The organism is Sphingomonas sp. jy18, from assembly GCF_056931895.1.
Map to the genome: position 1 here is coordinate 374079 of NZ_JBXPBT010000002.1, position 19819 is coordinate 393897.

Here is a 19819-nt window from a genome sequence, read left to right on the forward strand (position 1 = left end):
GCCAACCAAGGCCAACCGACCTAATCAGCCAGCCATGGAAGGGACGCTATCGTCGCGCGACCTGCGCATTGCGCTGTTCAGCGGCAATTACAATTATGTGCGCGATGGCGCCAACCAGGCCTTGAACCGACTCGCCGGGTATCTGCTGGGGCAGGGCGCTGCGCTGCGCGTCTATTCGCCGACGGTGGCCGAGCCGGCGTTTCCGGCGACAGGCGATCTGGTCGATGTGCCCGCTGTCGGCTTTCCGATGGGTCGCGGCGAATATCGCTTTTCCTACGGATTGCCGAAGCGTGTGCGCGCCGACATTGCGGCCTTTGCGCCGACCATTTTCCACGTTTCCGCGCCGGATGTGGTGGGCCATCGTGCCGTGTCGCTGGCTCGGCAACTCGGCCTGCCGGTGCTCGCGTCCGTCCACACCTTGTTCGAAACCTATCCGGCTTATTATGGTCTCGGTTTCCTGGAACGGCCGCTGGTTGCTGTGTTGCGCCGGTTCTACAATCGCTGCGATGCACTGGTGGCGCCGACCGAGGAAATCGCAGAGCGGCTGCGCGGGCAGGGTATCGTGCGACCTGTCTCGGTGTGGTCGCGGGGCGTGGACCACGCCCGGTTCAATCCGGCGCGCCGCACTCTCGAGTGGCGCCGGAGCCTCGGAATCGGGGACGATGATCTCGCGCTCGGCTTCCTCGGGCGACTGGTGCTGGAAAAGGGCCTCGACATCTTCACCGCTGTTTCCCACGAACTGAAGCGGCGTGGCGTCCCCCACAAGATATTGGTTATCGGCGATGGTCCGGCGCGCGACACGCTGGTGGCCGATTTGCCCGATGCAGTCATGGCCGGGTTTCAGGCAGGCGACGATCTTGGGCGCGCGGTCGCCTCGATGGACGTTTTCCTGAACCCGTCGGTCACCGAAACCTTCGGCAATGTCACGCTTGAAGCGATGGCCGCAGGGGTGGCCGTGGTTGCGGCCAATGCCACCGGCGCACGGTCGCTGGTCCGTGACGGCGAGACAGGCCGCCTTGTCGCTCCGCGTGACGTGCACGCCTATGCCAATGCTATCCAGGCCTATGCCGAAGACCGCGCTGCGTTGGCGGCGGCTGGCGCGGCCGGTCATCGCCTCGCGCAAGCCTATGATTGGGACAGCATCAACCGCAAGGTGGTGGATGCCTATGGCGTGGCGATGCAACGGGCCCGCCGGTGACGGACACGGCCATCCCGCTCGCCGAGCGACTTCGCCCGGTGCAGCTTGGGGATATTGTCGGTCAGGAGCATCTGACCGGGCCAGACGGCGTGCTGACCCGGGAACTGGCGGGCGGTCGCCTGTCGTCGCTGATCCTGTGGGGGCCGCCTGGATCGGGCAAGACCAGTATCGGCCGACTGCTCGCCGATGCAGCACAGCTTCGCTATGTCCCGTTATCGGCTGTGTTCAGCGGTGTGGCAGACCTCAAGCGCGTCTTCGCCGAAGCGCAGACCAGCAAGGCGCTGGGCGAGCGGACGCTGCTGTTCGTCGATGAAATCCACCGCTTCAATCGATCCCAGCAGGATGCCTTTCTGCCCGTGGTTGAGGATGGCACCATCGTGCTGGTGGGGGCGACCACCGAGAACCCGAGCTTCGAGCTCAATGCCGCGCTCCTCTCCCGTTGCCGCTTGCTGGTGCTGCGCCGCCTAGACGATACGGCAATGCTCGCGCTGCTGGACCGGGCCGAGCAGGCTGAGGGACGGGCGCTGCCATTGCAGGAATCGGCGCGTGCGTTGCTGGTCCGGCTGGCCGATGGCGATGGACGGTTCCTGCTGAACCAGGCCGAGATGCTGTTTGCCCGCGCCTCGGCAGAGCGGCTCGATGAGTCTGGTCTGCTCGAGGCGGTCCAGCGGCGCGCTGCGGTCTACGACAAGAACCGAGACGGGCATTATGACCTCATCTCTGCGCTGCACAAGGCGATGCGCGGATCGGATCCGGATGCCGCGCTTTACTATTTGGCGCGCATGCTGACGGCGGGTGAAGACCCGCTCTACGTGCTCCGCCGGATTACCCGCTTTGCCTCGGAAGATGTCGGCCTCGCCGACCCGCAGGCGCTGGTGCAATGCAGCGCGGCGCTTTCCGCCTATCAGTTGCTGGGTTCGCCTGAAGGGGAATTGGCTATCGTGCAGGCCTGCCTCTATTGCGCGACGGCGCCCAAATCCAACGCGGCCTATCTAGCGCAGAAGGCCGCGTGGAAGGCCGCCAAACAATATGGCTCCGCGCCGCCACCGGCCCATATCGTCAATGCGCCGACGAGCGTCATGAAGGCGCTGGGGCATGGGAAGGGCTATGTCTATGACCATGACGTGGAAGGTGCATTCTCCGGCCAGCATTATTGGCCGGACGATGTGCCGAGTGCTTCTTACTACCGGCCGGTTGAGCGTGGATTCGAGCAGAAGCTGGCGCAGCGGCTGGCTTGGTGGGCTGAGCGGCGCCAGCGGCGGCAAGTGTGACGGCCGTCGCATACGGATGCCGCGCAAACGTTAAAACGGCATCAATTGCATTGTCCGGGCAACTTGCCTAAGGGGCCGAGGGGGGCAGCAGATGCCGCGTAATGCGGGGCATCTTGAATGATTTCTATCGTTGCTTGAGGGTCTTGAACATGGTTGCTGCTGTTTTCGGACGGGACTCGGGCGCTCGCCCCGTGCTGTTACTGTGCCTGCTCGCGGTTGTGATGCTGGCTCTGGCCGGCTGCACAGGCTCGCGTGGTGGGCCTGTGCCCTATGGCCGGACGGACTTCACGGCGCCTGATGCAGCTGCCGTCGCCCTGATAGAAGCAGAGCATCGCCTGCAGCCCGGCGATGTCGTCACAGTGTCTGTATTTCAGGTCACCGATTTGTCCGGCGATCGGGAAGTCGACGGGCTGGGCCGGATCCAGATGCCGCTCATCGGCATGGTTGAGGCCCAGGGCCTGACGACCGCCGAACTGTCGACCCGGCTGGCGACCCGCCTCAACGAATCCTATCTGCGTGATCCGCGGGTGCAGGTCACGATCAAGACGGTGCGGCAGCAGACCGTTACCGTGGACGGTTCTGTCACCCAGCCCGGCATCTATCCGATCACCGGCCGCATTTCGCTGCTGCAGGCTGTTGCCCTCGCGCGCGGTCCTTCGCAGGACGCCAATGTCAAGCGGGTGGTGGTGTTCCGCCGGATCAACGGGCAGCGTCAGGCTGCCGCGTTCGATCTTTCGACTATTCGCAACGGCACCGATCCTGATCCCGAAATCTACGGCGATGACGTGGTTGTGGTGGACGGTGCCCGTGCGCGGCAGACCTTCCGCGACATCATCCAGTCGGTGCCGCTGCTTGCCATTTTCGGTCCTCTCTGACCCACTCTTCCGACGGAATTTCCAGACATGAACGATATCTCGGCCGAACCGTCAGCAGCCGGCGCCACTGGCGGCCCCGATGGCGCCATTGTACCGGTCAGCCGTGGCGGCCAGCTTCGCCAGTTCGGGGGCGGCGCGATTGCGCTGGGCTATGACGGGGTCGGGGTCGATGAAGGCGCCGGCTATCTCAAGCTCTGGCACACCGTGCTCAAGTGGCGCTGGGTGGTCATCGGCACCTTCGTCGCTGTTGTCGGCCTGTCGATCCTTATCACCCTGCTGACCACGCCAGTCTATCGCGCCACGGCCGTGCTGGAAATCGCGGCCGAAGAAATCACGATCATCGATACCGAAGAGAGCGAAACACAATCGGTGTCGCGTAATGCCTATGACTATCTGCAGACCCAGTACGGCCTGCTCGCGAGCCGGTCCCTCGCCGAGCGCGTTGCGCGCAACCTCAACCTGCCTGCACAGGAAGGCTTCGGCTATGCGGAGGGAGAGACCGCTCCGCGCAACAGCGAGGCCGCGCTGCGCGCCGCCGCCGGCCGGCTGACCAGCGGTTTGCAGGTCAAGCCCGTTGCCGGCAGCCGCCTGGTCAACATCGAATATGACGATACCAACCGGGAAATGGCGACCCGCATTGTCAATGGCTATGCCGAGGCGTTCATTGAATCGAGCTTGGAACGCAAGATGGGCTCCACAACCCAGACGCGTGCGATCCTCGAGCGGCGCCTCGCCGAAGCCAAGGCACGGCTTGAAGAGTCCGAACGCGCTGCGACCGCCTATGCGCGTCAGGCAGGCATTGTGAATGTGGCGACCGGCACGTCCAACGCCGATGCGGAAGTAGGGTCGACCTCGCTTGACGCGGCTTCGCTGTCCGAGCTCAATTCGGCCCTGTCGGAGGCGCAGCAGGCGCGCATCACGGCAGAGCAGCGCTTCCGTCAGTCCGCCAATGCATCGAGCGAGGAACTGGCCAATTCCACCATCCAGACACTGATGTCACGGCGCGCTGAGCTGACCGCTGAAATCAGTGAAAAGAGCAATATCTATCGCGACGATTTTCCGCAGATGGTGCAGTTGCGCTCGCGTGTCGCCGATATCGATGCCAGCATCGCCCGCGAACGCTCGCGGGTCAGGGCAGCGTTGTCCGGCGACTATCGCGCTGCAGCCGCGCGGGAATCCGAACTGCAGGCCCGCGTCAATGCGCTGAAGGGCAATGTGCTCAATCTCAATGACCGCGGTATTCAGTACAATATCCTGCGGCGCGAGGTTGATACCAACCGTCAATTCTATGACGCGCTGCTTCAGCGCTTCAAGGAAATCGATATCGCCAGCAACACTGGCACGACCAACGTGTCGATTGTCGACGAGGCGATCAATGCCCGGCAGGTCCGCCCCAATCCGCTGTTCAATCTCGCGCTTGGGGTGCTGCTTGGCCTCAGCCTCGGTTTGATCGGTGCGTTCATCTGCGAATTCATGGACGACTCGATCAAGACGCCGGACGATGTCGTGCAGAAGCTGCACATTCCGTTGCTTGGTGCCGTGCCGAGATTGCCGAATTCGGTGAAGGTGGTCGACGAGGCCATAGATCCGCAGTCTATGATATCCGAGGCCTATTTCTCGGTCCGTACGTCGATCGAGTTCGGTACGTCGAGCGGGGCGCCGCGGACGATCATGTTCACCAGTTCCCGGCCCGGCGAGGGCAAGTCGGTGAGTTCGTTCGCGCTGGCGAATGCATTCGCCCGCACCGGGGCCAAGGTGCTGCTGATCGATGCCGACATGCGCAAGCCGACGTTGAAGGTGGGCGAGGAAGGGGCGCACGGCCTGTCCAATCTGCTGACCGGCTCGAACGATTATGATGACGCCATCTTCGTGACTGGCACGCCGAACCTTTCGGTCATGCCCGCCGGTCCGATTCCGCCCAACCCGGCCGAACTGCTGGCAAGCCGTCGGGTGGCGGAAGTGCTCGCCGACCTGATGGAACGCTTCGACCATGTCCTGCTGGATGGGCCGCCGGTCATGGGTTTGGCCGACGCACCGCTGCTCTCCTCGCTCGCCGAAGGTACGATTTTCGTGCTCGAGGGTGGTATCCGCCGACTCACCGCCCGTCGCGCCATCGGGCGCCTGGTGGCGGCCGATGCGCAGATCCTCGGTGGCTTGCTGACCAAGTTCGATGCACGCACCGACGGCATGGGCTATGGCTATGGCTACGGTTATGGCTACGGTTATGGCTATGGCTACGGCTATGGCCAGAAATACGGAGGCTATGGCGGGCGCGGCCGCAGCGAGGAAACGCATATCGTCGTCAGCGAGAACCAGTGATCAGCGGGTGAGGTCGTGACAGTGGCTTGGTTACGACACATCCGGCCGATCCAGGCTGGCGCTGCCGTGCTGTGCATCGTGATTGCGTGGTTCGCGATCCGTGCTGCTGCCATCGGCATGCTGGGCGGACTTGGCGATGCCTCCAGCCTGTCGCTAGTTGCCCAGGCACCATCGGTGACAGATGTCACTCTGCGGCGGCTGGCAACCGGCCGGCTCGACCGGGAGGCAGCGTTGCAACTGGATGAGCGGGCTCGCAACCTGCTCGCCGAATCGCCCTTGGCGTTCAATGCCGTGTTCGCATCCGCCATGGCCAAGGCCAAGCTGGGGGACGATGCTGCAGCCGAGCGGCTGATGCGTCTCGCCATCACGCGCGATCCCCGAAATCGCGTGGCGCGCTCCTGGCTGGTCGGCAAGGCGCTGCCGCGGCGCCAGTTCGATGATGCGCTTACCCAGCTCGACGCCATCATGCGCATGCAGCCTGACCTCGCGGTTCCGATCACGCGGGTGATGGTCGGTTTCCTTGTGGCGCCAGGGATGGTGGAGGCCTTCGCAAAGTCGGCGGAGCGCGGCGCTCCGTGGATGCCGGCCTTCCTCGACGCTGCGCGGCGCGACGATCGGGTGGCACGACAGGTTTATGCCCTGACGCTGCGTTTGGCTCAGCAGGGCGACGATGTCTTGCCAGCGGCGTCTGCCCAACAGGTCATCCAGTCCGCAGTGTCACGCGGCGACCTGCGCGATGCACGCAATCTGTTGCTGGCGACCAATCCGGCAGCGCGCAGCAACCCGTCCAATCTGTTGATCGACTCCGCGTTTCAGCTTGGTTCGCAGGGCGGCGATTTCGCTTGGCACATGGCAGAACCATTGCCCGACGGCGCAACAGTCTCCATGAACCAGAGGCTCGACGTCACGCTGCAATCGGCCGACCGTGGCGAATTGCTCGGGCAGGATGTCATTGCCGGGCCGGGTAGCTATCGCCTGGTCGTGGTGCTGCATAACACCAGCGCCGATGTGCAGGGCGCCTTGCATTGGCAGGTACAGTGCCGCCGGACCGGCGAAATCATTTCGTCGACGCCGGTACCCGCCAATGCCGTGGTCAACGCCGAGCTGACCGCCCAATTCGAGGCTGGGCCGACGTGCGGATTGCCCCGGATCAGCCTCGTCAATGTGCGCGATGGCGCGGTGGGCAGCGCCGAGATTTCGCGCATTGCGCTGGTGCGGGTGCCATGACCCAGCATTGGCTTGATCGTCGTTTCGAAATCGCGACAGCCCTGCTGCTTGCCGGCGCGCTTGCGCTGGGTGGCGCGGCCTCGGTGGGATATTTCGGGCGCCTGCTGGTGCAGCTTGCAGCCTTGCCGTTGCTGTGGGTCGCGTTCAACCGGCTGGCCCACTCAACGCTTACCCGCGAGACGCGGATCGGCCTGATACTGCTCGGGTCGATCATGGCTTTGCCATTGCTGCAGCTTATCCCCCTGCCGCCAGCGTTGTGGACGGGTCTGCCGGGACGGGAGGCTATCGCTGGCGTATATGCGGCGATGGCAGTCGAGCCGGGATGGCTCGGCATCAGCCTGTCTCCCGATGCGACGCTGACCAGCTGGTTGGCGCTGCTGCCTGCGGCAGCGATCTTTGTTGCCGTGCTGACATTGCCTGAGGAGGCGCGGTTGCGCCTGTGTCTTGTCGTGCTGGCAATCGCACTGGTTTCCGTGCTGATCGGCTCGATCCAGGTGAGCGGTGGTGGCGCGCGCGTGCTGTATTTCTATCGGGACACGAATGTCGGTTCGGCCGTCGGCTTTTTCAGCAACCGCAACCATCTCGCAACGCTGCTGGTGGCGGCCATCCCGCTGCTCAGCCTGCTGTTCCGGTCGGCGGGCAGGGTGGCGCTCGATCGGCCAGCGGTGCTGGGCCGCCGTATCGCGGTGGTGGCCCTGGCTTCCGTTCTGGTGATGGGTGTCCTGCTGACCGGGTCGCGCGCCGGACTGGTGATGCTGATCCCGGCTTTGCTGCTGACTTATGCGGCCACCATGCGCTCATCGATCGGGGTGCCACCGCTCAAACTGATTGCCGCCGTGCTGCTGGTGGGAATCGCGACCGTCGCGGTGGTCGTCTATGGCCCTTTCTACGAGCGGATTGTCGAGCGGACCGCGAATCTCGACGGAGAAGCGCGGGTTTGGGCAGCGCCGATCACCGCTGCTGCCGGATGGGCGCATTTCCCGTTCGGATCGGGCTTCGGAACCTTCGATCCCGTCTTCCGGGCGGCTGCCGGCGATGCGCATCTGACTCCGGCCTACGTCAACCACGCGCACAATGATTACCTCGAATTGTGGCTGACCGGTGGCTTGCCGGCGGTGCTGCTGCTGCTTGCCGTTCTGTGGTGGGGTGGCCGGTTGGCTATCTCGAACTGGCGGCTGAAGCCAGGCAACCCGAGCGCCATTTCCCGTGCCGCGTCGATCGTCGTGCTGCTAATATTGTTGCACAGCGTGGTGGATTATCCCGTTCGGACGGTTGCGATCTCCAGCCTCTTCGCGCTGGCTTGCGCGTTGCAGTTCGTCCCGCTTCTACCGAAGGGCAGGGCACTGACGACCGACGAGAGGCCGCCGCTGGTGCGTAGCCCCTTGTTGCCTTTGCGTTCATCGCGGCGCCGTGATGGCTGGCAGAGCAAGCGGCGATACTGATGATCACCATTGCGATAGAGCCATTCAGCGATGCCTTGGCGCAAGCCTATGAGCGCCTGTTGCCGCACCAGGCCGATGCGGTGGCGCGCGGCAAGCTGCAGTGGAAGTTCGCGGCTTCACCGGGTGGCACCGGGCAGATCGCGGTGGCCCGCGCGGATGATGGCACGATAGTCGGCATGAATGCCTTCCAGGCAATCCCGTTTGTCCTGCGCGATGGAACGGCGCTGGCCGGTTTCCAGTCGATGGACACTATCGTTGCCGAGGCAGCGCGCGGATCGGGCCTGTTCACCAAGATGGTCGCGCTGTTCCAGGAACAACTGGGCGAGCGGCTGCTCTATGGCTTTCCCAACGACAAGAGCTCGGGCGGATTTTTCGGCAAGTTGGGCTGGACCAGTCTCGGGCCGGTGCCCATGCTCGCCAAGCCGCTGCGGACAAGCGCTATCAGCGATCGCGTGAAGCCCGGATTGCCTGCCATCGCCCTGCCGCGTTTCGGATCGCGTGGGCCGGAAGCGCGGGTTGCCCGCTCGGCGTCCGATCTGCCCTTCGATGCGATCTGGTCGGCCTTCCGCGCGAACAACGGCATCGGCATTGCTGTCAATCGCACGGCTACTTTCATCGATTGGCGCATCTTCGCCCATCCGGTCTCGGACTATATCGTGCTGGGTGACGATACGGCCTTCGTCATCGGTCAGGTCTCGGCCAAGCACGGCACGACAATCGGCTATGTGATGGAAGCCATTGGCGACCCGAAACGGCTGGCCCAGTTGCTCCGTCAACTGACTGATCATTTTGTCGCGGCGGGATGTTCCATAGCCTTTGCATGGAATGCGGTGCATGCGCCGAACCATCGCGCGCATCGCAGCGCCGGCTTCTACCCGTTCCCGGCCAAGCTGCGGCCGATCGAGATCAATTTCGGTTTCCGTCCCTGGCCATCGATGCCGTCCGACGGCGCAACGGCCGAGGCCTGGTACATATCCTATCTGGACTCGGACACCGTCTGATGGCCGGCACGTTCATCCTGAGCCTCGATTGCGAGGGCAAGTGGGGCGTGGCCGATCATCTCGATGCCGGCATTCACGCGGCGCTGACGGATGAAGCGCTGCTGCGGTGCTATGCAGAGATTGTGAAGGCGCTGCATGTGCGCTCGATTCCGGCCACATTCGCGGTGGTCGATTTCTTCACCCGCAGCACCCAGCAGCTGGAGCAATTGGCGCGCGGCGACGTGTCGGCGATGTTGCCCTACACCAGCGCCGCCTGGGCCGATCTGGCGGATGGCACGCGACAGGGCTGGTCAGCGCCATGGCTGCCGGATCTAGTCGCGGCCGGGCATGAGATTGCCAGCCATGGCGCGTCGCACACGCCATTCGGCGCGCTGGCAGGACCGGCACTCGATCTCGAACTGGAACTGATCGGCAAGGACAAGTACCGCACCATCATTTTTCCGCGTAACGATGTTGCTCATGTCGACCGGCTCGGTGCGCTGGGCATGCTGGGCTATCGTGCGCGGCGTGCCGGGAACAAGATTTCGCGCATCGCCGATGAATTCAATCTGCTCGAACGCTCCGAACGCCGGGCTGAGGCCGACCCGATGACCGTCATTCCGGCGGGTTTCTTCATCAACTGGCGCGCCGGTGTGCGCCGCTACATCCCGCCGGCGGTCAGCAGGATGCGCGCGCGCCGCCTGATCGACCATGCCATCGCTACCGACGGTGTCGTGCATTATTGGACCCATCCCGAGAATATCGTCACCGCTCCGGAGACCATGATAAACTTCCTCGCCATCTGCGACGAGGCTGTGCGCGGGCGGGAGCAAGGAATGAGCATAGTCACTCAGGAACAATATTGTGTGGCTGCAAATGTGTGATCGACCATGAAGTTCAGTATCTGTATTCCGAATTACAATTACGCCTCTTATGTCGAGGAAACGATCAACAGTGCCCTCACACAGGACGTCGACCTCGAGGTTCTGTTCTGCGACAATGCGAGCACTGATGCCAGCTTCGATGTCGCAAGCCGGATTGCGGCCGCTGATGCGCGGCTGAGGATATCCCGCAACCGTTGGAACGTCGGCTTTGCCGGCAATCTCGATCGCGCCTGTGTCGGCGCCACGGGCGACCGGCAGTTGCTGCTGTCTTCGGACGACCTGATCCAGCCAGGGACCCTGGCGCTCTACCAGAAGCTGATCGAAGCAATGGGGGATCGCGCAGCCGGGACAATCCTGACTTCGGGATGGTGCGAGGTGGATGGCGAAGGCCGGCATCGCTCCGACCATGGCATCGACCGGCGGATGTGGGCGGACAGCGTGCCAGACCCCGACCTGTCGGCGCTGGCTGGCGTACCCGTCCACGTCGGCAAGGCCGTCGATCTGTTGAAGCGCGGGTTGGGCGCGCTGCGTCTGCCCTTGCCGTTCGTCACCACCTGCTACACGCGAGAGATGTACGAGGCTGTCGAGGGCTACAGCAATGGCCGGCTGATGAACCCCGACAAACCGTTCGCGTGGAAGATTTTGTCGATCGCCGAAACCGTGCTGTTCGTCGATGCACCGTTGTTCGCCTATCGCGTGCATGCCAACAACCAGAACAGCCTGCAGGCGCGCTCGGGCGCGCTCAAGCATCTTGTCGATCAATATGTCGCGAGCTTCGATACGCCGCCTGCGGTCCTGCAGCGCGCGGGGATGAGCAGTTCTGACCTTGCCAAAGCCTTCGTCGAGGAAGACATTGTGCTGCGCGGGTTCAAGAAGGTGGCGGATGGCGACCGGGTGGGGGCCCGCCGCGGACTGGCGTTCGGCGCGGCGGCCTATCCGGCGCTGGCGTGGAGCGGCAAGCATGTGTTGCTGCACATTCTGGCCCGGCTCGGCCCGTTGGGCAGCTGGATTGCGCAGGTCGCCTATCGCCGACGCATGGCGAAGACTCAAAAGACTGGCCTATCCGATTGATCGGCAAGGCCGTACTTGCCGCATGCGATTGTGACACCTAAGGCAACCACCGGGGAAGACGAGACAAATGGCAGGCCAACGGGCGCGCGTGGCAGCAGTTGAATAGCGGAAACGGCATGACGAAGCTCGGCAAACAATTGACCCGCTACGCCGCGACTGCGTTCGCGCGCAAGCGTTACGTCTTGCTCGCCGACATCATGCTCGCCGTGGCTGCAGAGGCGTTCCTGCTCTACGTCGTGCTGCATGGTCGCGATGAAGGGCCGATGGTCCGGCTGATTGCCGCGACTGCCGTAATCTCCGCCGGCGTTCTGCTGTTCTTCGGCATCTATCGCCAATTGTGGACGCGTGTGTCGCTGCGTGACGTGGTGTCTTTGCTCTATGCAGCGACGACAACATCAGTGCTCGTCGGGCTGATATCGGCCATCGAGTTCGGTGGTGAGGCTCCGGCACGGGTCGGGGTGGGCAGCCTGATGTTCATCGCGGCCGCCTGGATCGCGCCGCGGATGCTCGCCCGCCTGTGGTGGGAGGCGCAGACCAGCAGCCAATCGTCGGCGACCAGCAATGGCCCCAAGGATGGTGAGCCGGTCTTTCTCTATGGCAGCGGGCGACGTGCGATCGCCTTCATCCGCGCCAATGCAGCTGACCATCGCTACCGCATTTTGGGCTTCTTCCATAAGGACCCACGCCTGCGCGGCCGCTCGCTGCTGGGCGTGCCGGGCTTGGGTGCGCTCGATGACATCGCCGCACAGATTGTCGCGCTAGGCCCCGATGCGGTGGTTCCGCGACGTCTGGTGGTGAGCGAGGACGGGGAGGGCGCCAACGACCTCAGCGACGCGCTCGAGGTGGCCGCGCAAAATGGCCTGATCCTGTGCCGTATCCCCAATGCCGGGCAATTGCTCTCCGCTGGCGGCAGCGAGAGCCGGCTCGAACAGGTATCGATCGAGGACATATTGCACCGCGCGACCGTCAGCCTCGCCAACCCGCAGTTGCCGATGGCGCTGACCGGCAAGCGGGTGCTGGTGACCGGCGCCGGCGGATCGATCGGCTCGGAGCTGGTGCGGCAGATTGCCACGTTCGATCCGGCGCTGATCGTGCTGGTCGAGTTCAGTGAGTTCAATCTCTACCAGATCGAGCATGAGCTGTCCGCACGCTTCCCGTCGGTGCCGCATGCCACGGCGCTGTGCGACATCCGGCAGAGCGATGCACTGGCAGCGGTGTTCGCGCAGCACCGGCCGGAACTGGTGCTGCACGCTGCCGCCTTGAAGCATGTGCCCCTATTGGAGAGCCACCCGGACGAGGCGGTGCGCACCAATGTCCGCGGCACGCTCAACCTTGCCGAATTGGCGCTGGCGCATGGCGTCCAGCAGTTCACGCTGGTGTCGACCGACAAGGCGGTGAATCCGACCAACGCCATGGGATGCACCAAGCGCTGGGCCGAGATGATCTGCCAGTCGATGGATCGCCGCGCCGATGCCGAGGGCAGGGCGACGCGTTTCGCCTGCGTGCGCTTCGGCAATGTGCTCGGCTCGGCCGGTTCGGTGGTGCCGCTGTTCCAGAAGCAGATCGCCGAAGGCGGGCCGCTGACGGTGACGGACCGCAACATCACCCGCTATTTCATGACCATACCGGAGGCGTGCGAGCTGATCCTGGCGGCCACTGCCACCACCATGGCCGCCGATGAGCGGGAATCGCGGGTGTTCGTGCTCGACATGGGCGAGCCGGTGAAGATTCTCGACATGGCCGAGCGGATGATCCAGCTCAGTGGTCTCAGGCCCTATCATGACATCGACATCAAGATCACCGGTCTGCGGCAGGGCGAGAAGCTGCACGAGGAATTGGCGCACCCCGACGAGCATCTGACCCCGGCCGCCTTTGCAGGCGCGAGCCTAGCCGAAGCGCGTTCGCCGGAATTTGCGGTGGTGGCAGAAGGGGTTGCCGCGCTGATGGCGCAGGCGGAAGCGCGCGATCACGCAGCCATCCGTGTCGCGCTGAAGTCGCTGGTGCCCGAATATGTCGAGAATGACGCAACGTGAGGCGCCAGCCGCTGCATGAACGGCTGCGGATAGCTGCGGCATGATCCGCACCGTCGCGCTCGCTATCCCCGAGCTGGATTCAGGCGGCCCCGACCGGGTGATCGCCGAGCTTCTGCACGGCTTGCCGCGGGAGCGGTTCCGCCTGCAACTGATCGTCCAAAAGCGCGGCGGGCGGCTGTTCGACCGGCTGCCGAGCGATGTCGCGGTCGAGGTTATCGGCGATGCGCGGCGCTATCCGGCGCTGGCCTATCGCCGGGCCATCGGCCGGTTACAGCCCGATCTGGTGATGACCACTCTGCGGATGAACGCGACCGCGGGCTTTGCGAAGGCGCTGTTCGGCCACCCGCCGATCCTTGTTGCGCGGCAGGCCAATGCCATTGCGGTCAATTTCCGCGAACTGCGTGCCCGATCGCCGGTCAAGCAACGGCTGGTGCAGCCGGTCATCACTTATGCAATGACGCGGGCCGATGCGATGATCGCCCAATCGCTCGATATGGCCGCCGAATTGCGCGCGGAGGTGCCGCGCGGAGTCGATGTCGAGACCATCGGCAACCCGGTGTCGATTGCCGATATCGATGCGGATTGTGCCCGGCAGCAGGCCGGTGCGCCGCTGCCCGGTGGCACGCCGTCGATGGTGGCGGTCGGGCGCCTGATGCCGCAAAAGGGCTTCGATGTGCTGATCGATGCACTGCCCGCTGTCATTGCGGCGCACCCGCAGGCGCTGCTGACCATCTGTGGCGAAGGGCCGGACCGGGCGGCACTGGAAGCGCAGGCGGAACGGCTGGGCGTCCGCGCTGCCGTGCATTTTGCCGGGCACAGCGCGCATGTGCTGGCACAGGTCGCCGCAGCGGACCTCTACATCAGCTGCTCGCGCTACGAGGGGTTCAGCAACGCCATACTCGAGGCAATGGCGCTGGGCGCGACGGTGGTGGCGACCGACTGCCCTGGCGCAACCCGCGAAATGATAGCCGAAGGGCAGACCGGCTTTCTGGTACCGGTTGAGGACAGCATTGGCTTGTCCGAAGGCATATTGCGCGGACTTGCGGCGCGTGACGCAGACATTGGCAGGGCCGCGCGCGCATCGGTCGCTGCGCGCTATGACCGCGCGGCGATATGCGCGCGCTATGCGGATTTCTTCGACAGGTTGATGGCGCAGCGCTGAGGCCCCCGGCGCCGGCAGGAAAAGGCTACAGCCCTTCCGCCGCCAGCACCGCCTGATATTCGGCGGGCGTGCCGCAGAAGATCACCTCTTCGGGTGCGATAATCTCATACCCGACCGTCTGCCCGCGTGCGATCAGATGGTTGTAGAGCGGCGCGACATAGAGTTCCTTTGCCTGCGGAGCGGCGCGCTCGGCGGCGAGTGCGGCGCGGAAATCGTCGGCGCGGCTGAAATGATAGAGGCCGGTGCAGCACAGATCGCTGATCGGCCTCTTCTCGGCCGTCTCGGCGGCGATGCGCTGTGCCTCGTCGGCGGGGCGGACATAGGACCAGTTGTCCCCTGAACCGCGAAACACTTCCAGCCAGCCGGCGATGCTGGCCAGCCGCCCGGCATCGGGCTCGCGATAGTCGGGGCGGAAAGTATCGATGTTGAATATGGTGAGCGGCGAGGCGGGCGCGACGGCCGCGCCGTCGATCCCCAGTTCGACCGTCTCGGCCTGCCCGGCTGTCTCGCGATCGAGCATCATGACGCGCGCCTCGGCGATGCCCAGTGCGCGGGTGCGCTCGGCGATGAAATCGGCGACTCCGCCGGTTTCGCGCGCAATGAACAGGAATGGGCGATCGGTGAAATAGGCCTGGAAACTGGCAATTGACCGGTCGAACGCCGTGTCCTCACCGATCGGCAGCATATATTTGGGCCGGTCATAGCCGGCATCGAAGAATCGGCGGCTGAGCCCGGCCATTGGGATCACGATCATCGGCGGTTATCCAAAGAAGCGGGCGTAAAGGGCGAGAGCGTTGGCGTAGAATGCGCGCTGACGGGCCGGCGCATCCGAGTGCAGGGGGATCATCGAGATGAACAGGGTGATCATCGTCGCCATCACGTCCGCGCGCGCCGCTGCTATGCCCGCGAAGCTGCGTTCGCGATAGGCGTCTTCCAGCCAGTTGTGTCGTGCATTGTCTTCGTGGGTCAGGGTCAGCGCATCGCCATGCCGCGCGAACTCGACATTGCCGGCGAGGATCTGGTCATAGCGCCCGATGACGCTGTGGCCGAATTTGGCGATATCGTAGCGCAGGTCCCCCCGCGGATCGATGACACCATCCTGCGTGTAGCCGCGCGGATCGATGACGGTGATGCGCTGGTTGCGGCTGTTGTAGAGGATGTTCGAAAAGCACAGGTCGCCGTGCATGATCGTCGACGGCTGCGGCGGCGCGGCGGCGATGATCGCGGCCAGATGCTCGACGATGCGGCGGCCGGTGGGCACGGCGGACCCGTTGATGGTCAACTCGCGGTCGATATCGGGATAGGCCCCGGGCGCGCGCTCGATGCGCTGCAGGGTCTTGCCGACGGCAAGGTCCGCCAGTGCGGTGGTGGTGCCCTGAGCCGTGGCGGCTTCGGCATCGAGGAAGGTGCCGACCGCATCGAGGATACGCGACCAGCCGGTGGCGCCGAGGCGGGAGAGATAGATTTCCGCGAGGGTGGGCACGAAGGCATATTCCGTGGCATAGGCCCCCTCGACCGCCTGATCCTCGATCAACCGTGCGGCATAAAGCTGCAGCGGCGCGGGCAGGCTGCGCAACCAGTGCGCCTCTGCCGAAAGTTTGAACGATTGGCTGCTCGACTTGTGGACGACGCCGTCGGCGATGCGCAACTCGTTGAAATGACGCGCGGCGGCAAGATGGTGGCGCGAGCGGAAATAGGTCTGCAGATGGCCGAAATCGAGCCAGCCATCGATCTGCAACGGCGCGCAGGGGTGGTCCGCGACATAATCGTTGAGCGCCGCGATGAAGCGGTAATCGGCGCGTACCAGCGCCCGCAGCAGTGCGTCGGCATCGCTGAAGCGGAAATAGCCGGTCAGGATCGGGCGGGGCAAGGCTTCGGCATCGAAGCCGTTGTCATGAATGCGGGCGATGCTACCCGCCTCGATATCCGCGCTGGCCCAATGATAGCCGTCACCGGCGGCGCCGACCGACATGGCATCGCCGCCAATGCCGGCCGGGACTGCGATCAGTGTGTCGCCATGGACGATCTCTACGGCACCGGTCGGCGCCAGCGTGGCCAATGCATGGGCGATCGAGCGGCCAAGCGAGACGCTGGGATCGATCCCGAGGACGCGGCACCCTTGGTCGGCGATGCGCTGCGCAGCGAGATCCGACAGGATAAAGTCGGCGGGCAGGGTGAGCACCAGATCGACGTCCGGTGCTGACAGTTGCGCTAACTGCCGGTGGATCAGCAGGCCGCCGCCAACGGGCAAGAAACAGGGCGGAATGCGCCCGAACTCGGCTTCGAGCTCGCTGCCGACATAGGCGCCTGAAGTGATGATGCGGGTGACCGTCATGCGTCTCTCAGCAGCTCGCCAGGCTCGCCGTCCCCGATCAGCGCGGCAATCTGCTGATGGGAAAGGCGGACAAACTCGTCCGGACGGATCGCCTTGTCATCGACATAGAATCCGCCCGGGCCGCACCAGGGCTTGCCCATGATTACCTCGTCGTGCGGCACGTCATGCTTTTCCAGCCAGGCGAGCACGCCGGGCAAGGTGTGCAGGTTGATGCGCCCGATCTGGCCCTGATGGGTGCGCATGTTGCGCGCCGAAAAGATGACTATCTCATACCCTCGCGCGCTATAGTCGCGCAGTCTTGCGATCACGTCTGCGCGCGGCAGCTTGGCCGCATAGTCGCTGTGCGAACCGTCATCGGTCAGCGTGTCATCGAGGTCGATGACGATGCGGGGCTTGGGTCCCGAAGGATCGAAGGCGCGCTGGTCCGGCACTGGGTAGGGCGTCCTCTAAATCATTGACTGTGCCGCGCTCTAGCCATGGGGGGCGAGGCGCGCAACCGCAGAGGGCAGGGCGCCTGGCGTGAGCCCCGGTCAGAGGCCGAGCTGATCGATCAGGCTGGCGTTGACCTTGTCCACCGCATATTTGCTCTCGGCCACACCCCGCGCTGCCGCGCCCATCGACGCACGCAAGCCAGGGTCGCGCGCGAGGCGGAGCATGGCATCGGCAAGTGGCGCTGCCTGTCCCACCGGCACCAGCAGCCCGTTGTGGCCATTCATTACAGTCTCCCGGCACCCCGGTGCATCGGTGGTGACGATCGGTCGACCCATGGCCATCGCCTCCAGCACCGTGCGCGGCGTCCCCTCGCGGTAGGAGGGAAGGACGTAGATGCTGCACGCCGACAGGGCAGGGCGCACGTCGCTGAGGCTTCCGAGATATTCGATGCCCTCGGCAATCCACGCGTCGAGATCGGCCTGGCTTGCGCCATCGGGGCCATCGTCGAGATAGCCGGCAATCTGCACGCGCGCGCCGGGCACGGCAGCGCGCACGGCGCGGGCCGCCTCGACATATTCGGCGATACCTTTCGTCCACAGCAGGCGTGCGATGAGCAGGAAGACCGGCGCGTCGGGCAAAGGGGCGGGTGCGTAGTGGCCGACATCCACGCCCGAGCCGTCGACCATCACCACCTTCGACGGATCGCCAAGACAGCCCCCGGCGATGAAATCGTCCCGGTCATCGGGGTTCTGGAAAACGATGTTGCCGTTGCAGCCGGTCGCCAGACGATAAAGGCTGCGGGCGATGCGCTGGACGATCCGTCGTTTCCAGCCTTCTCCGGGGATGAACGTATAGCCGAGCCCGGTGACCATCGAGGCCGAATCGATGCCCGCCGTGCGCGCGGCGAAGCTGCCCCAGATGTTGGGCTGGATCGTGTAGCCCAGCACATAATCGATGCGGTTGGCCTTGATGATGCGGTGGATGGAACGGGCGTAGGCGATGTTGCCGGCGATGCCCGTCTGCGCGCGGGCGAGCGGGACGTCGTGCGGCGTGGCGCCCAGCGCGCGCACCTTGTCCGCCCATTCGCCGGTGAGACCAGGAGAGGACGCATGGACAATATGCCCCCGCGCGACCAGCGCGGCGATCAACGGTCCCCTGAAAGCGATGACCGAGGAGGCGAGTGAGCCGTTGAGCAGGATGGTGCGGGGCATGGGGTTTCCCCAAGCTGTTTGCTGCCTCTGATACAAGTGAAATCCCGCACAATGTCATTCCCGCGAACGCGGGAATCCAGAGGCGGCGGGCGCTGTGCCATGACGCTCTGGATTCCCGCTTTCGCGGGAATGACAGACGTCGGCTTTGCCGCTATCGCCCGTCGCTCCCCCAATCGATTGAGACGGACACCGCCGATCATGCTCAACACCCAGCTCGCCCCCTGGCCCAGCTTCACCGAGGAGGAAGTGTCAGCGGTCGCCGATGTTGTGCGGTCGGGGCGGGTCAATTACTGGACCGGCCAGGAGTGTCGCCACTTCGAAAAGGAGTTCGCTACGCACTTCGGCTCGGCCTATGCCATTGCGCTGGCCAACGGCACCCTTGCCCTCGATCTCGCGCTCAAAGCGCTGGGTATCGGCCCGGGGGACGAGGTGATCGTGACGCCGCGCAGCTTCATCGCCTCGGTATCCAGCGTCATCACGGCGGGCGCCACGCCGGTGTTTGCCGATGTCGACCATGAATCAGGCAACATCTCCCCCGCCACCATCGCGGCGGCCATGACGGACAAGACCCGCGCGATCATCCCGGTGCATCTCGCCGGCTGGCCATGCGACATGGTGGGGATCATGGCACTTGCCGACGCGCACGGCATCAAGGTGATCGAGGATTGCGCGCAGGCGCATGGCGCGGACATCGGCGGCAAGCCTGTGGGAAGTTTCGGTCAGGTCGGGGCATGGTCCTTCTGCCAGGACAAGATCATGACCACCGGGGGCGAAGGCGGGATGGTCACCACCGACGATCATGCGCTGTGGTCGGCGATGTGGAGCTACAAGGACCATGGCAAAAGCTGGGAGGCGGTGTACGAACGCCAGCACCCGCCAGGCTTCCGCTGGCTGCACGAGAGTTTCGGCACCAATTGGCGGATGCTGGAGGTGCAGGCGGTGATCGGGCGCATCCAGTTGAAGCGCATGGCCGAATGGACGGCGCGGCGGACAGCGATTGCCGATGCTTATCGTGTGACGCTGGCGCAGTTTCCGGATGCGGTGCGCGTGCCGGTGCCCGGCCAGGGCATGACCCACGCCTATTACCGCCAATATGCGTATGTCCGGCCCGATGGCCTGCGCGATGGTTGGGACCGCGACCGCATTGTTGCCGATGTGACGGCCAAAGGCGTGCCGTTGCTGCAGGGAAGCTGCTCCGAAATCTGGCGGGAGAAGGCGTTCGACGGCACCGGGCTGCGCCCTGCCGAGCCGTTTCCCGTCGCGCGCGAGCTGGGCGAAACGAGTCTGATGATGCTGACACACCCGACGCTGACCGATTCCGACGTTGCGAGGGTATGCGCCGCACTGACTGAGGTGATGGGCGAGGCGGCCCGCTGACG

At 64.6% G+C, this 19819-nt stretch carries 16 protein-coding genes; 12 read left to right on the forward strand and 4 right to left on the reverse strand.

The genetic code is table 11. The features are described 5' to 3' along the window. Nucleotides 1-34 precede the first annotated feature (34 nt). The 11 genes from AC0QC4_RS07000 to AC0QC4_RS07050 all read left to right on the forward strand — a co-directional run bounded on the left by AC0QC4_RS07000 (nucleotide 35) and on the right by AC0QC4_RS07050 (nucleotide 14462). Nucleotides 35-1198, forward strand: a complete 1164-nt coding sequence (locus AC0QC4_RS07000) for a glycosyltransferase family 4 protein (protein WP_483659014.1) — start codon at nucleotides 35-37, stop codon at nucleotides 1196-1198. Then, nucleotides 1195-2469 (forward strand): replication-associated recombination protein A, encoded by a 1275-nt coding sequence (locus AC0QC4_RS07005; RefSeq protein WP_483659015.1) that lies wholly within the window; start codon nucleotides 1195-1197, stop codon nucleotides 2467-2469. Before AC0QC4_RS07000 ends, AC0QC4_RS07005 begins: the two co-directional genes overlap by 4 nt. A gap of 149 nt (nucleotides 2470-2618) precedes the next feature. Next, a complete protein-coding gene (locus tag AC0QC4_RS07010; protein ID WP_483659016.1) occupies nucleotides 2619-3344 on the forward strand; it encodes a polysaccharide biosynthesis/export family protein in 726 nt (241 codons plus the stop codon). A 27-nt stretch (nucleotides 3345-3371) separates the two neighbouring features. Further along, nucleotides 3372-5663, forward strand: a complete 2292-nt coding sequence (locus AC0QC4_RS07015; RefSeq protein ID WP_483659017.1) for a GumC family protein — start codon at nucleotides 3372-3374, stop codon at nucleotides 5661-5663. A 78-nt stretch (nucleotides 5664-5741) separates the two neighbouring features. Beyond that, on the forward strand, nucleotides 5742-6890 hold the full coding sequence (locus tag AC0QC4_RS07020) for a hypothetical protein (RefSeq protein ID WP_483659018.1): 1149 nt from the start codon (nucleotides 5742-5744) through the stop codon (nucleotides 6888-6890). Next, nucleotides 6887-8332, forward strand: a complete 1446-nt coding sequence (locus AC0QC4_RS07025; RefSeq protein WP_483659019.1) for an O-antigen ligase family protein — start codon at nucleotides 6887-6889, stop codon at nucleotides 8330-8332. Before AC0QC4_RS07020 ends, AC0QC4_RS07025 begins: the two co-directional genes overlap by 4 nt. Beyond that, nucleotides 8332-9333, forward strand: a complete 1002-nt coding sequence (locus tag AC0QC4_RS07030) for a hypothetical protein (protein WP_483659020.1) — start codon at nucleotides 8332-8334, stop codon at nucleotides 9331-9333. Before AC0QC4_RS07025 ends, AC0QC4_RS07030 begins: the two co-directional genes overlap by 1 nt. Further along, the gene (locus tag AC0QC4_RS07035; RefSeq protein ID WP_483659021.1) at nucleotides 9333-10196 is read left to right on the forward strand and encodes a polysaccharide deacetylase family protein; all 864 of its coding nucleotides are present in this window, start codon (nucleotides 9333-9335) and stop codon (nucleotides 10194-10196) included. The genes AC0QC4_RS07030 and AC0QC4_RS07035 overlap by 1 nt, the downstream gene beginning before the upstream one ends. Nucleotides 10197-10202: 6 nt before the next feature. Further along, on the forward strand, nucleotides 10203-11267 hold the full coding sequence (locus AC0QC4_RS07040) for a glycosyltransferase family 2 protein (protein ID WP_483659022.1): 1065 nt from the start codon (nucleotides 10203-10205) through the stop codon (nucleotides 11265-11267). A gap of 116 nt (nucleotides 11268-11383) precedes the next feature. Then, on the forward strand, nucleotides 11384-13300 hold the full coding sequence (locus tag AC0QC4_RS07045; RefSeq protein ID WP_483659023.1) for a polysaccharide biosynthesis protein: 1917 nt from the start codon (nucleotides 11384-11386) through the stop codon (nucleotides 13298-13300). 40 nt (nucleotides 13301-13340) lie between these two features. Then, a complete protein-coding gene (locus AC0QC4_RS07050; RefSeq protein ID WP_483659024.1) occupies nucleotides 13341-14462 on the forward strand; it encodes a glycosyltransferase in 1122 nt (373 codons plus the stop codon). A 25-nt stretch (nucleotides 14463-14487) separates the two neighbouring features. On the opposite strand, the gene AC0QC4_RS07055 is transcribed toward AC0QC4_RS07050, so the two are convergent. The 4 genes from AC0QC4_RS07055 to AC0QC4_RS07070 form a co-directional block, all read right to left on the reverse strand. Then, nucleotides 14488-15216 (reverse strand): glycosyltransferase family protein, encoded by a 729-nt coding sequence (locus AC0QC4_RS07055; protein ID WP_483659025.1) that lies wholly within the window; start codon nucleotides 15214-15216, stop codon nucleotides 14488-14490. A 6-nt stretch (nucleotides 15217-15222) separates the two neighbouring features. Further along, on the reverse strand, nucleotides 15223-16797 hold the full coding sequence (locus AC0QC4_RS07060) for a phosphotransferase (protein ID WP_483659026.1): 1575 nt from the start codon (nucleotides 16795-16797) through the stop codon (nucleotides 15223-15225). After that, nucleotides 16794-17228, reverse strand: coding sequence for an HAD family hydrolase (locus AC0QC4_RS07065; protein ID WP_483659027.1), 435 nt, complete (start codon nucleotides 17226-17228; stop codon nucleotides 16794-16796). The genes AC0QC4_RS07060 and AC0QC4_RS07065 overlap by 4 nt, the downstream gene beginning before the upstream one ends. Nucleotides 17229-17327: 99 nt before the next feature. Further along, the gene (locus AC0QC4_RS07070) at nucleotides 17328-18440 is read right to left on the reverse strand and encodes a glycosyltransferase family 4 protein (RefSeq protein WP_483659028.1); all 1113 of its coding nucleotides are present in this window, start codon (nucleotides 18438-18440) and stop codon (nucleotides 17328-17330) included. 129 nt (nucleotides 18441-18569) lie between these two features. On the opposite strand from AC0QC4_RS07070, the gene AC0QC4_RS07075 reads away from it, so the two are divergent. Next, entirely contained in the window at nucleotides 18570-19817 is a 1248-nt protein-coding gene (locus tag AC0QC4_RS07075) for a DegT/DnrJ/EryC1/StrS family aminotransferase (RefSeq protein WP_483659029.1), read from the forward strand. Nucleotides 19818-19819: the final 2 nt, after the last annotated feature.